This window comes from Alteromonas sp. W364, from assembly GCF_031846205.1.
In the GTDB taxonomy this organism is placed as follows: Bacteria; Pseudomonadota; Gammaproteobacteria; order Enterobacterales; family Alteromonadaceae; genus Glaciecola; species Glaciecola blandensis.
Genome location: NZ_JAVRID010000005.1, coordinates 283000 through 296767, shown reverse-complemented (window position 1 = coordinate 296767; position 13768 = coordinate 283000). Strand labels below are relative to the sequence as shown.

14 protein-coding genes are annotated in these 13768 nt (G+C 42.1%); 5 read left to right on the top strand and 9 right to left on the bottom strand.

Annotated features, from left to right (window positions below):
* The first annotated feature begins 171 nt into the window (after positions 1 to 171).
* Complete coding sequence (locus RM556_RS10365; RefSeq protein ID WP_311361361.1) at positions 172 to 1008, top strand: phytanoyl-CoA dioxygenase family protein; 837 nt, start codon at positions 172 to 174, stop codon at positions 1006 to 1008.
* Here the strand turns inward: RM556_RS10365 and RM556_RS10360 are convergent.
* The 4 genes from RM556_RS10360 to trxA form a co-directional block, all read right to left on the bottom strand.
* Entirely contained in the window at positions 999 to 1535 is a 537-nt protein-coding gene (locus RM556_RS10360) for a GNAT family N-acetyltransferase (RefSeq protein WP_311374550.1), read from the bottom strand. The genes RM556_RS10365 and RM556_RS10360 overlap by 10 nt on opposite strands.
* Before the next feature lie 22 nt (positions 1536 to 1557).
* Entirely contained in the window at positions 1558 to 2484 is a 927-nt protein-coding gene (locus RM556_RS10355; RefSeq protein WP_311361284.1) for a prenyltransferase, read from the bottom strand.
* A 158-nt stretch (positions 2485 to 2642) separates the two neighbouring features.
* Complete coding sequence (gene rho / locus RM556_RS10350; protein WP_311361283.1) at positions 2643 to 3908, bottom strand: transcription termination factor Rho; 1266 nt, start codon at positions 3906 to 3908, stop codon at positions 2643 to 2645.
* 347 nt (positions 3909 to 4255) lie between these two features.
* A complete protein-coding gene (trxA, locus tag RM556_RS10345) occupies positions 4256 to 4582 on the bottom strand; it encodes a thioredoxin TrxA (protein ID WP_311361282.1) in 327 nt (108 codons plus the stop codon).
* 99 nt (positions 4583 to 4681) lie between these two features.
* Between trxA and rhlB the strand changes: the two genes are divergently transcribed.
* From rhlB to RM556_RS10330, 3 genes are read left to right on the top strand one after another with little or no spacing between them, the layout of a single operon-like run.
* On the top strand, positions 4682 to 5986 hold the full coding sequence (gene rhlB, locus RM556_RS10340) for an ATP-dependent RNA helicase RhlB (protein ID WP_311374549.1): 1305 nt from the start codon (positions 4682 to 4684) through the stop codon (positions 5984 to 5986).
* Positions 5987 to 5998: 12 nt separating this feature from the next.
* On the top strand, positions 5999 to 7507 hold the full coding sequence (locus tag RM556_RS10335; RefSeq protein ID WP_311374548.1) for a guanosine-5'-triphosphate,3'-diphosphate pyrophosphatase: 1509 nt from the start codon (positions 5999 to 6001) through the stop codon (positions 7505 to 7507).
* An 18-nt stretch (positions 7508 to 7525) separates the two neighbouring features.
* The gene (locus tag RM556_RS10330; protein ID WP_311361279.1) at positions 7526 to 7918 is read left to right on the top strand and encodes a hypothetical protein; all 393 of its coding nucleotides are present in this window, start codon (positions 7526 to 7528) and stop codon (positions 7916 to 7918) included.
* A gap of 12 nt (positions 7919 to 7930) precedes the next feature.
* Here RM556_RS10330 and RM556_RS10325 read toward each other — a convergent pair whose 3' ends face one another.
* Complete coding sequence (locus RM556_RS10325) at positions 7931 to 8914, bottom strand: catalase family peroxidase (RefSeq protein ID WP_311374547.1); 984 nt, start codon at positions 8912 to 8914, stop codon at positions 7931 to 7933.
* Positions 8915 to 9073: 159 nt separating this feature from the next.
* On the opposite strand from RM556_RS10325, the gene RM556_RS10320 reads away from it, so the two are divergent.
* Positions 9074 to 9550: an LEA type 2 family protein gene (locus tag RM556_RS10320; protein ID WP_311361277.1), complete on the top strand. Its 477-nt coding sequence runs from the start codon at positions 9074 to 9076 to the stop codon at positions 9548 to 9550.
* A gap of 4 nt (positions 9551 to 9554) precedes the next feature.
* Here RM556_RS10320 and ubiB read toward each other — a convergent pair whose 3' ends face one another.
* The 4 genes from ubiB to RM556_RS10300 form a co-directional block, all read right to left on the bottom strand.
* Complete coding sequence (gene ubiB / locus RM556_RS10315; RefSeq protein ID WP_311374546.1) at positions 9555 to 11186, bottom strand: ubiquinone biosynthesis regulatory protein kinase UbiB; 1632 nt, start codon at positions 11184 to 11186, stop codon at positions 9555 to 9557.
* Positions 11187 to 11206: 20 nt separating this feature from the next.
* The gene (locus tag RM556_RS10310) at positions 11207 to 11875 is read right to left on the bottom strand and encodes an SCP2 sterol-binding domain-containing protein (RefSeq protein WP_311374545.1); all 669 of its coding nucleotides are present in this window, start codon (positions 11873 to 11875) and stop codon (positions 11207 to 11209) included.
* 18 nt (positions 11876 to 11893) lie between these two features.
* Positions 11894 to 12757, bottom strand: a complete 864-nt coding sequence (gene ubiE / locus RM556_RS10305; protein ID WP_409220079.1) for a bifunctional demethylmenaquinone methyltransferase/2-methoxy-6-polyprenyl-1,4-benzoquinol methylase UbiE — start codon at positions 12755 to 12757, stop codon at positions 11894 to 11896.
* Between the two features lie 135 nt (positions 12758 to 12892).
* Complete coding sequence (locus RM556_RS10300) at positions 12893 to 13738, bottom strand: hypothetical protein (protein WP_311374543.1); 846 nt, start codon at positions 13736 to 13738, stop codon at positions 12893 to 12895.
* Between the last annotated feature and the right edge of the window lie 30 nt (positions 13739 to 13768).

Sequence of the window (13768 nt, the reverse complement as noted above, 5' to 3'; positions counted from 1 at the left end):
TAAGAGTAACGTGCTTCTATAATGCAATTTTGCGCAGAAAAGTGCCAGTTCAATTTCTGCCTCATATTCTTCCGTTACACTCCAATTGAAGGAATGAATGACTAAAAGCACTTGCCTACCCCTAAATTTTTGATGCAAACTGTCAGTAGTGTTTACTTAATTTCGTCACTCATGCTCTCTACCAAACAGAAAAAACAGTTTCAAAAACAAGGCTACTTGGTACTGCCTAAACTATTTGATCGAGCGCAGATTGCTGAGCTTAAAGAGGCCGCCCTGAGAATTGTGGATCAATTTGATGCCGAATCAACACGCGCTGTATTTTCTACTGAGACTGAATCGAACACCAATAGAGACGATTACTTTCTGAGTTCTGACAACAAGATTAGGTGTTTTTTTGAAGAAGATGCCTTTACTCAGAGTGGTCAACTTGCCCAAGCAAAAGCATTGAGTATCAACAAAATTGGCCATGCACTTCATGTCCTTAATCCCGTTTTCAAGGAATTCAGTCAGCAAAAGCTTATCGCAAAAATAGCGGAAGATGCGGGTGTGAGTTCACCTGAAATACGACAAACAATGTATATTTTTAAGCAACCTAAGATTGGTGGTGTTATCCGTTGGCATCAGGACGCCACATACTTCTTCACCTCACCACAGTCTGTTGTCACCTTTTGGTTTGCAATTGAAGATTCAACACTCGAAAACGGCTGCCTGCAAGTCGATAAACAGGGCGCAAACTTTCCTTTAAAAGAGCAATTCAAGCGCTACGCTGACGACAATACAGCATTAGTTGAGTTAGAGAATATCCAATGGCCTGGCCAAGAAAGAGCATTACCTTTAGAAGTAAAAGCAGGGTCATTGGTGATTTTTAATGGCGTACTACCACATTTTAGTGAAGCGAACCGTTCAAGTCAGTCGCGACACGCCTTTACGCTCCACATTACCTCTGCTGACGCAAAATACCATGAGCATAACTGGTTGAGAGCTAGCCCTGTTCGGATCTACTCTTGAAGTAAAAGGCGGTACCGTAACACTAATGTCTTTTTCTCAACATCCAAGTCACTATCAAGTTCCACTTCCGAGTCGAGTACTCCACCACAGCTAATAATCATGGCTTTTGAAGCTACGTTATTTGAATAGCAATGAATATGCACTTCTCTCATATTTCGCAAAAGCGCTTGCTGAAGGGTAAGCTCAAGGAGTTTCTTACTGAACCCTTTTCTGCGGCACGATGGTCGAATGCCCAGGCCAATATGACCACCGACAAAGGCAATATCATCATTTAAGAAATGCCTTAAATTACTGACCCCAATAATTGATGCACCTTGAACTAACCACCAAGTGGAGCTTGGCACATAGCCTTCTGGTAGTTGGACACCTTGTTCAAAATCATCATTTCGCTGCAACATAGCCTCAAAATCGCTATGATCAAAGTCTAAGGGAAATGGGTAACGCTCTTCTTCGCCAAGCTCTTTGATATAGCTTAAATAGCTTGCTTTGAAAACTGATTGAGGAGATACCAACTTAAGGTTTGTCACACATCATCCCTGCATTTTGAGTTTAGGAAAAAATCAACGTAAGTGACAATATCACCGGTGTGCTTATCGTGACGAGTACATTTTTTCCCATCAGAGGCAGTAAGGTAGCCATTTCGGGGTCGGTTTTTATCTTTTGTAATTGAAAGCTGATCACCAAACTCAAGACAATGGGAAATAGCGCTAACAAACTCAGATACGGCAAAAACGCCAACATCACCGCCGCAAACAAACAAACTAAGCTCAATAAAGCCATAGTGGTGTGTGCATTAATTGCCTTGCTAAGACCATACTGAATAGCAATATGGTTCCGCCCGTGCTGTTTGTCAGCCTGAATATCGGGTATTTGGTTTAACAGCAGGAGATTGTTTGTCTGGAAAAAGATAATCAGACTGACAAACAAAACATCTAAGCGGAATGTTTCACTCAGCACAAAGTAGCTACCATTTATTATCAACACACCGAAGGCAAAGCCGGGGGCAATTAGGCAAATAAAGGGGAAACGGTTTATCCACTTTGTGTACGAAATAATGATCAATACCCCAACTACACCAATGCTAAGCAGCTCAGGACCGACTTGAGTGACCAAATACAAACCAATTCCAATGCAGATACATAAGTTGATAATTGCCAATATCAACACTGTATCTTTGGCTTTAGGTTCATTCGGTAGGCCGCCACTTCCACCACTAAAAGACGTGCGTTTGGTTTTCAAATCCAAACCAGAAACAAAGTCAGTATATTCATTGAACATGTTCACGGCGATATGAGCGCAGAGCGCACCTGCAGTAATCAAAACCATTAATAGGTAAGACCTTGGCTCGTGATGATAATTAGCCAATGCAAAAGGCACAAGTAAGCAGGCTGGCGTCAATACTAAAAAGGGCAAACGCATAGTGGCGAAAACCGCTGTGGAGAATGATTGAGTTTGCGCTTTGCCGACGTGGTTCATATTTTTTCTTATTGTTGTTTTTGATGATATGTTTTGGCTAAATGCTAGCAATAATTGCAAAGCACAAGCCACTTTAGAAGCATAACTCAGGAAGAAAAAAGCAGCAAAAAAAAACCGCTGAGCTAATGCCAGCGGTTTTGTTATCTTTCGGCTGCTAATTAGCCTTTTTGACGTTTCATTGAATCAAAGAATTCGTCATTTGTTTTGGTCATTGATAAGCGACCAATAAGGAATTCCATTGCGTCAATCTCAGACATTTCGTGTACGATTTTACGCAAAATCCACATTTTCTGAAGCTCATCTTGCGTCGTTAATAGCTCTTCACGACGCGTGCCTGAGCGGTTGAAGTCGATCGCTGGGAATACCCGTTTTTCAGCAATCTTACGATTCAGGTGCAGTTCCATATTACCAGTACCTTTAAACTCTTCGTAGATAACCTCATCCATCTTAGAGCCAGTATCGATAAGGGCAGTTGCTATAATCGTTAAACTTCCGCCTTCTTCTACGTTACGCGCCGCACCAAAGAAGCGTTTTGGTTTATGCAATGCATTAGCATCAACACCACCCGTTAACACTTTACCTGATGAAGGGATTACAGTGTTGTAGGCACGAGCTAAACGAGTGATTGAATCAAGTAGAATCACGACGTCTTTCTTATGCTCTACAAGACGCTTGGCTTTTTCGATAACCATCTCTGCAACTTGTACGTGACGACTTGCTGGTTCATCGAAGGTTGACGCAATAACTTCACCGCGCACCAAGCGTTGCATTTCAGTGACTTCTTCTGGACGTTCATCAATCAACAATACCATCAACTGACACTCAGGATGATTTGCTGATATTGACTGCGCGATATTTTGAAGTAGTAGGGTTTTACCCGCTTTTGGTGGAGCAACGATCAAACCACGCTGACCACGACCAATTGGTGATGCCAGATCGAGCACACGTGCTGTAATATCTTCGGAACTGCCATTTCCACGCTCAAGTCTGAAACGTTCATTAGCATGCAATGGTGTTAAGTTTTCAAAGAGGATTTTATTACGGGAGTTTTCTGGCTTGTCGAAGTTAACTTCGCGAATTTTTAATAGGGCAAAATATCGTTCACTGTCTTTGGGAGGTCTTATTTTCCCAGCGATAGTGTCGCCTGTTCGCAGATTAAAGCGTCGAATCTGACTTGGCGATACGTAGATATCGTCCGGGCCAGCTAGGTAAGAGCTATCACCCGAACGTAAAAAGCCAAAACCATCTTGAAGAATTTCGAGAACGCCGTCTCCAAAAATATCTTCACCGCCTTTGGCGTGAGCTTTTAAAATTGAAAAGATAATGTCTTGTTTTCTAGCACGGGCCAGGTTTTCCAAACCCATGTCTTCAGCTAGCTTCACAAGTTCGCTAATAGGTTTGTTTTTTAATTCGGTCAAATTCATATTGGTGGGTCTTTATGTTTAGGCTCAGCGCAGGCGCACATTTATAACGTGGTATTACGGCTTCGCCCTGTCAAAAGTAGTCTCTGGTTAATTTTTTCGTTTTGAAGTTTGATTTTAACTATTCCCACAACACAACAGCATTGAACATTATCAGGCTGCTTGTCGCAAAGTACCAAGATATTTATCACTAGGCGCATTACAGGAAGTTTAAAAAGGTTCGCTCGGATGAGCACAGAACAAAGTTAGCACTTATTACGCTTATCGTCCAGTTTTACAAAAAAATAACTTTTAAAAAAAAGGCTACCTATATGGGTAACCTTTATCATTATTCATCGGCAGAATGCTAATTAGATGTTTTCGTTCAAAAACTCTTCTAATTGAGTTTTAGATAGCGCGCCTACCTTTGTTGCGGCCACAGCACCATCTTTAAACAACAATAGTGTTGGGATGCCACGGATACCATATTTTGGCGGAGTTTCATTATTTTCATCGACATTAAGCTTGCCAACTGTTAACTTGCCATCAAACTCGTCTGCAATCTCTGATAGGATTGGAGCGATCATTTTACAAGGACCGCACCATTCGGCCCAGAAATCAACTAATACAGGACCGCTAGCATTGATAACATCGGCCTCAAATTTTTCGTCACTCAACGAGATAATTTTGTCGCTCATTCTTTTCTCCAGATTTGGTCATTCGCTGAGATTCTTCAGCACTGCCATATAGTGTTAATAGAAATCGTTTTTAATGCAAGCAATGATAAGCTATAAGCTATGCCACAAACACATTTAACAGATACGTCATTTTCCGATCTTCCGATCCATCCGCTTGTTATTAAGGCGCTCGAGGAAGCTAACTTCAACCACTGTACGCCAATTCAATCAATGGCATTACCCCAATTATTGGACGGTAATGACATTGCAGGACAAGCGCAAACAGGCACAGGTAAAACAATTGCTTTCTTGGTGGCGACTTTTCACCACCTGTTAAATAATCCAAAACCTGACAACGAACCAAATAAACCAAGCCCTAGAGCCATTATTATGGCTCCAACGCGTGAGCTTGCCGTTCAGATTTATAACGATGCGGAATTACTGAGTAAACACACAGAATTGTCGCTAGGTTTGATATATGGGGGCGAAGGATATGAAAGTCAACGGGATAAATTAACAAAAGGTGTCGATATCGTTATAGGCACCACAGGCCGTATCATTGACTATTATAAGCAAGACATTTTCTCGCTAAAAAATATCCAAGTAGCGGTCTTAGATGAAGCAGATCGTATGTTCGATTTAGGCTTTATAAAAGATATTCGCTATTTATTTAGAAGGATGCCTGAACCAACTTTACGCCTAAGTATGCTTTTTTCTGCAACCTTGAGCTTTAGAGTTCAAGAACTTGCCTATGAGCACATGAATAATCCAACTCACGTACAAATTGAGCCTTCGAAGAAGACAGCAACGCGTGTCTCAGAAGAGTTGTTTTATCCTTCAGATAAAGATAAGCCGCTGTTATTACTCACGCTGCTTGAAGATGAATGGCCAGATAAAGCCATCGTTTTCGCTAATACTAAGTTTGGTTGTGAAACTGTTTCCGCATGGTTACAAGCCGACAATCATCGTGTTGGCATGCTGAGTGGCGATGTTCCTCAAAAGAAACGCTTGAGCATCTTAGAAGATTTTACAAGTGGTGCTATTGATATTTTGGTCGCTACCGATGTTGCTGCTCGCGGTTTACATATCGACAAAGTCACTCATGTCTTCAACTATGACTTGCCTGACGATGCAGAAGATTATGTCCATCGAATCGGCAGAACTGGTCGTGCAGGTGAAAGTGGTATTGCTATCAGCTTTGCTTGTGAGAAATACGCCTTGAATCTACCTGCGATCGAAATGTATATTGAGCATCAGATACCCGTGACTGACTACAATCCAAACGAATTATTGGAAGACGTCGAGCCACCAAAGTTTCATCGCAAGCCAAGAGGCAGAAATGATAATCGCTCAGGTAATCGTGGAGGTCGTTCTGGCGGTCAACGCTCGAGTGGACCAAGAAGGAATCATCAAGGAAGAAAGTAGAGGTAATAGACTTTGATTCAAGAAGTACCAAATACCGTTATTCAGGATGAATATTATGCTGCCGTAGATTTAGGCTCTAACAGCTTTCACATGGTGATTGTTAGGGTGCTAAGCGGTAGCGTACAAATAGTCAGTAAGAATAAACGCAAAGTCAGGCTCGCTGCTGGTTTAGATGATGAATTACAGTTATCAGAAGACAGCATTCAACGCGGCCTAGATTGTTTAAAAACCTTTCGTGAACAGCTTGAAGATATTCCCCCGTCAAATATAAAGATCGTCGCAACAGCCACGCTAAGAATTGCAAGTAATGCTGCACAATTCATTACTCGGGCTGAAAAAGTCTTAAATCATAAGATCAGCGTGATCAGCGGCGAAGAAGAAGCGCGGCAGATATATTTAGGCGTCGCCTACACATCAGCAAACCAAGGCAATACCTTGGTCGTTGATATTGGCGGTGCCAGCACAGAAGTGATTGTTGGCAGAGATATGCAACCCCTTCACTTAACGAGTGTGGATATGGGCTGTGTAACCTTCATGGAGCGTTATTTTCCGGGTGGCGTTTTAAGTGAAAACAACTTCGACAAAGCCTTAGCCGAAGCTGAAGCACTAGTATCTTTACATGCACCTACCTTTAAATGCTTTGATTGGCAGCAATGCTTGGGTGCGTCAGGCACGCCGCAAGCGATTGTAGAAATATTATTAAAACGCGGCATTAATGATGCCATTCGACTTGAGTATTTGTTTAAGCTTCGAGACGAAGTTATTGCAAGTAAACATATAGACAGTCTTAGCATTAATGGCTTAGCTGAGAGCCGACGAGTTATTTTTCCAAGCGGTTTAGCTATTCTGATAGCGCTGTTTAAACAACTTCGCTTGAACAATATGCAAATTTCTGGCGGCGCGCTTCGTGAAGGTATTATTTACGGCATGCTAGATAACTACCAACGTGCAGACCGCCGTTCGCAAGGTATTAATCAATTGGTTTCTCGTTTTCATATTGATACTGCACAAAGCGATCGAGTGAAAAAAGTTGCTATCAGTTTATGTCGTCAAATGTGTGAACAGAGTAATTTTTGCGACTTTGATACTGAAGCGCTGATATCCAGTGCCGCCGCATTGCACGAATTAGGCTTGCATGTTGGATATAAGAAATTCCATGAACACGGCGCCTACATATTGACCCATGTAGAGCTCACCGGATTTACAACGCTGCAAAGGATGTTTATCCGCGACTTAGTGGGTATGCATCGTCAAGAAATTGATTTGAGTGTTTTTGATAATTATCAGGATGACTTTAAAGAAATGCTTATCAATGCTCTGCGCATCGTTCGTATATCTGTCATTTTATGCACTCGTCGCCGAGATGATACGATCCCAGCTCCGACGCTAGCAGTAAAAGGCAGTCAATGGACGCTGTCATTTGGCGACGGTGTACTTCTAGCCCACCCCTTGGTGCATGCTGAACTGATTCACGAAACATGGCTACAACATAAAGCGGGCTGGAAGCTAATCTGCCAATAGGCTGATTAGTCTTTATCTATGATAGATACTTCACCTAAAAAACTTGAGTCAGCAGATATCCTGACTTTGTTTGCCTTCCGTTATATCTTGGATGAACCCCACCCCGTCATCAATCTTGAACAAGATCTACAAGACTTGAACACCTGGCCTGAAAGGTTAGAAGACAGTTATCGAGCTGAGTGGACGAGTTATATTAAGAAGCGCTTACATACTATAAAAGCAAAGCCAGAAAAGGAACAATCTGTTTTTTGGCGGAAGCATACCGAATTAATGTCGAATCGTAATAATGATCAACGTTTTGCCGAATTTGCCAATCAGATATTGCATATTCAGTCGTTGGCAAGCACAGATAATATCACTGTGCTGCCAACACCGCTGAAACGATATTTACAAAGGCTCTTGCAGCTCTAGCCCTTTTTTCGCCTACTGATTACTTAATCGCTTACCGAATGATACCGCATAGGCAGGAGATCGCATGCGCAAGATTGGGTCATCGCTTGATTTGAATCCTGCAGATAAAATGTTTGGATCAAAATTAATATTCTTGCATACATCTGAACCAGCACTAGACACTGTTAACTTACCCAATGTCACTTGATGACGATCTGCCGGCCACTGTTGTGATGGGTCTACATCGGTATCTTCAGCTTCACCTATATTTGCCACTATAGAAAAACTCACTTCACCATCGGCCAATTGCTTGGCAAAAGTATCAGCTAAAAACGCTTCCGGCATCTTCTCTGCTTCATCCTTCTCTAGCGTTTTCACACCTAGCGTCGGCACAATTTCCCAGCGGTATTTTGTACGAACTTTATCTGCATTATCATAATAGAATGTATGTAGACCAAAGAATTGCGTATTTGCATAGGATGCAGGTGTTTTTGCTGTTTTATTCCACATCACGTTTGCTTGAACACTTGGATTATTCTTTACAAATTCCATAGTTTTTGCAGGGTTAGACTTGCCGTTTTCATCCGGCAGTAATGTAGACAGGAAACCAAAAAATGTTTCTGGGTCTTTACCCGCGAAAACTGGGAAGTTATTACCTGTAAAATAATGTAGTCGACCGTCAGGTAGTTTTATTTGCACGCCCAAACCTCGTGTACCTGGTGCTCTTTCATCACTGGCTGGATTCGCACCACCAAGAGAAAAGCGCATGGTAACTGGCAACTGGCCACTATTGAGCAAAGCCGCACCAGCAAACTCATCGTTAGCTACAGGAGTAAATGTACCGGTTGCGCACATGCCCTTTGCGTGTGCTTTTCGAAAACCCGGATGCTTACCCCCAAGCTTCTCAAATATCTCCACTAAGTCAGTGGCTTGCACTGGTTTATCTTGAGCCTGAAGCGGCATTGCCCCAAGCGTAACTGCGAAAGTTGTGCATACTGCAAGTGTTTTAGTTTTCATAAGCGTCCTTTGATTTTATCAATTTTTACTTTGTCATAAGTTTACGTGTGATTTAACAATAGGGTACAAAATGATTTTAAGGAAGCAAATTGCGCACAAACAAAGCATAAGTTACTATCAACGCCCATTTGCAGTCATATAGAGAAAGGAATCAATTTAATGTTCACAACAAAAAGGAGTTTTGCGGTACTGTTGGCAATTTTGTTCCTCTCAAGCTGTGCAACGCTTAATCCGAACATCGACGAGCCTGTCGTCACAGTGACATCATTTAAAGTACTGCCAATCACTGGTACCAATTTACGTTTCCAAATTGGTTTAAACGTAAGTAATCCGAATAACTTTGACATTGTCGTGAATGGTTTATCTTATAACGCGAGTGTTGAGGGTTATGATGTTTTTTCTGGGGTTACTAACCAAGTACCTACATTGAAAGCTTACGACAGCGATGACATTGTTATCGAAGCGCAAGCGGGCTTGTTCAATGGCGTGAGATTAGCCACTGATATTCTGCAAAAAAGAAAAACTGACCTAAATTATGTATTGGAAGCAAAAATGGATGTCGCTGGCATTCTCTTTCCAATTTATATCACTAAGGAAGGACTGTTAAGCCTGCCAAATATCAACAACAATCGATAAGCATTTATTTAGACAGTTTGCGCCATGACATTAGCCAGCAACAGGTACCAATCACGCCTATCGATATACTCCACCAAGCCGGCTTTTCAAACAAATACATCAGCACAGCGATAACCGAGAACGCTGCTGCTAAATGACTATAGAAGCGTGCTTTCTGGGTGCTTTTCAAGGCTTCGATTTGCAATTCGTGGTGCTTTTGCTGCTCTATTGGAATGCGTTTTAACTGCCTCATTCCGTCATACAATAGATCTGGCATTTCGGGCAACTTCTCAGTCCAGAAAGGTAAATTTTCTTTTACTTTCATAAACATCGCCTTAGGTCCTACTTGCTCCTTCATCCAATTTTCTAAGAAAGGTTTTGCTGTTTGCCAAAGATCTAATTGCGGATACAGTTGACGGCCCAAGCCTTCTACGTACAACAAGGTTTTTTGCAGGAGCACAAGTTGCGGCTGGACCACCATATTGAAGCGTCTTGCTGTATTGAACAGTTGCAACAGCACATTGCCAAAGCTAATGTCTTCGAGCGGCTTTTGGAATATTGGCTCGCACACTGTTCGAATCGCCATTTCAAAGTCGGCGATATTAGTATCTGCCGGTACCCATCCCGAATCGGCATGTAGCTCGGCTACTTTACGATAATCACGATTAAAAAACGCGATGAAGTTTTCTGCTAAATAACGCTTATCTTCTTTGTTTAGGGTACCAACAATGCCGTAATCAATGCCAATATATAGCGGATTTTCAGGATGCTCGCGACTCACGAAAATGTTACCTGGGTGCATGTCTGCATGAAAGAAACTGTCTCTGAAAACTTGTGTGAAAAACACTTCCACACCCCGCTCAGCGAGTAATTTCATGTTTGTATTCTGAGCGCGAAGACTATCAACATCCGATACTGGAATACCAAATACACGTTCCATGACTATGACATTTTTACGACAATGATCACTATAAAAATGAGGAACATACAAAGCTTCCGAGCCCTCAAACGCGCGCTTAATTTGAATACCGTTGGCGGCCTCTCTTAGTAAATCGAGTTCATCTAGTATTGTACGTTTATACTCTCGAACGACCTCAATTGGGCGTAAACGTTTGCCATCTGGTAGCCAGCGCTGCAGTACACCTGCGATGCTCTCTAATAAGTCAACATCTGCTTCGATGGTCTGTTTAATACCAGGGCGAAGCACCTTCACAACGACTTGTTTATTGTCGCTTTTCAAGGTGGCGGTATGTACTTGTGCAATAGAGGCAGACGCAAGTGGTTTGCTTTCAAAATCAGTGAACAAAACCGACAGGCTAGGTATCGCCAGTGCTTCAATGATCGTTTTTTCGGCAAGTGCTGAGTCAAAAGGAGGCACGCTATCTTGCAGCATGCTTAGCTCAGTTGCGATATCGTGTGTCAGTAAATCTCGACGGGTCGACAGCATTTGTCCAAATTTGATATAGACCGGGCCTAAGGTTTCTAGTGCCAATCGCAGGCGACGGCCTTCTGATTCACTTTTATGTTTATTCGGTAGCCAGAATAAGCATCTACGAGCAAAGCGCATATACCAAGGTCGAAAACGACTTGGGATCAGCTCGTCTAGGCCGTGCTCCAATAAAACCTTACCAATGTGATAAAACCGACCGATTCGCACTGAGATTCTTTTCCTTCTGACTAGTTCTGCTTTGAGCGTGTTATAAGTATTTGCTTTTCCAAACGTTGCAGGCGAGCCTCTGCACGGGCAACACCATCTCGCAGCTCAGAAACTTCCTGAATAAAGTTTTCAACCATAATGGGACGAATAGCAAGGCGCTTTTCATCTAGTAGCGCATCACTTAACGCGTTCATTGCTAATTTATGGTTGTGCTTAATAAAGTGACCTAATGAGTTTGCTGTTTGAACAGCATGGTAGGCAGCAAGGTCGCCGAGATGCTGAGACAAAATTTCTTCAATATCGATATTAATGCCGTTAAACAATGCGCTAAGATTTTGTGCGATTTGAAGGTTGCCATCAAAATCGAGTTTTTCTTCTCGAATCAAACGCGTGATATTGCTAGTGTCTTTCAGCTCGTTAACGATGAACAGTGACAATGAAATTCGACATTGTTCATTAGTCAGTTTCTCGTTTTTTTGATCACCTTCAGCTTGTTTTGACTGGGCGACTGAAGAAGAAACACTGACCCCTTTTTTCCCGTCATTATCATAAAAATGAAAAATCAGCGGGAATGGCAGTTCGTGCAGTTGTATGGTGCACTCTTTGCCGATCAATGGCTGAAGCAGTAATCCGCTTTCATCATCGAACGAAAGTAGTTTGTTGATGCCAAACTCAATGGCGCTTGTCACTAGCTGTGCTTGATACATCTAAAATTTAAAGCCACGATGTAAGGCTACGATGCCGCCTGTAAGGTTGGTGTAGCTGGTTTGTTCAAAACCGACTTCTTTCATCATATTTTCAAGCGTTTCTTGGTCGGGGTGCATGCGAATGGATTCGGCCAGATACTGATAACTTTCACTGTCATTGGCAACTAGTTTTCCCATCTTAGGCAAAAGGTGAAATGAATAAGTGTCGTATATTTTACTTAATGCTTCACTTGTTGGTTTTGAGAACTCAAGGACCAACAAACGCCCACCAGGTTTAAGCACTCGAAAAATAGATGCCAACGCATTCGATTTTTCGGTGACGTTACGCAAACCAAAGGCCATCGTAACAAGGTCGAAGTGATTGTCTGGAAAAGGTAGTGCCTCAGCATTCGCTTGAACATAATTTAAGTTCGACAAAATGCCCATGTTAGTGAGCTTCTCTTTTCCCACCATCAACATAGAATGATTGATATCGGCCAGGGTCACCTGCCCTGTTTCACCCACAATGCGACTAAACTTCGCAGCAAGATCGCCAGTTCCACCGGCTAAATCTAAGACCTTTTGACCTGGTCGAATACCACTACTGTCGATAGTGTAACGTTTCCATAAACGATGGATACCAAGGGACATCAGGTCATTCATCACATCATACTTTGCTGCAACAGAATGAAAAACATCAGCAACCATGGATTCTTTTTGCTGCTTATCGACCTGCTTGAACCCAAAATGCGTTTGCTCGCCCTCGCTGCTGCTAGCTATTTCACTTGGCTTGTCAGCTTCTGCACTTATTTGATCGAGCTGATCAAGCAAGTTATCGCTGCTTTCTGCGCTCGAAGCGCCTGTATCTTTATCGTTAACGACCATGGTATCTGCAATCTTTTTAGAAAGTGAAAATTCTGAATTTTGTATCGCTTTAGTGTAGCTAAAAACGCGCATAAATACACGTAGTAAGTCGTTGATTAATCAGCTGACATCGTAAACTATTGATGGTCTCTTAGCTTATGCGGAAGTTGCTACAACAATAATAAGAAGGTTGATGACTGCCAATGCTATGCTGAATATCTTCGCTTTTAAATATAAAGATGCCAGAACTGCAGGCCCTAAGGTGAGCCAAAACATTTCGGTCCGCTGAATATTCGATAGAATAAGTTTGAACGTTTGCCGAACGAAGAAGAGATTCAGCAATAATAACGCCAGACCAATTCCGATTGAATATTCCCAAGCAATACGACTATTCGCCAATTTAAACAACAGAGCATAGGTGCCAAAAACCAGCAGTAATCGTAACCATCCACCAGAGCTCATTAACAATAAAACAATTTTAATTCTTACAAAGCGGATTTTCTGAGCGAACATAAATACATAAGCACTTAGCGTCTCTTGAAACCGGTTCTGATTGCCTAGATAAGTTCGATAACGCCAGTAAAACATAGCGATAAATATGCTATACGCGAGAACAACAAAGAGCGCAGATTTCAGGTCAACGTCAATGCGATAAAACGCTGCAAGTATCATAAAGTGGAAGATCAATGAGCGTTGTATAAGGGCTTTCAGGTGCGCTAAAAAAGCGGCTTTCTGATTCATATTTAAATGTAAAAACTGAAGTTCGCTGCTCTGCCAGTAAATAAAATAGAACTGCACTAGGATCAAACTGAAGGCCGCAATAATTGCACTCAAGCCCAAGTGGACCCAAAAACCCTCAGCAGTGACAAACAGATATCCAAGTAGGGGAGCAAAAAACAACATAGCAGCCCCCGCTATCGGACCCATAAAAAACATAAAGCCGATAAAAAAACGGTACAACTGGCGATTATTCTGAATAAAGCGTTTTGTCTTTCGCGTCATTAACGCGTTAAAGCTAGGAATTTTGGTGGC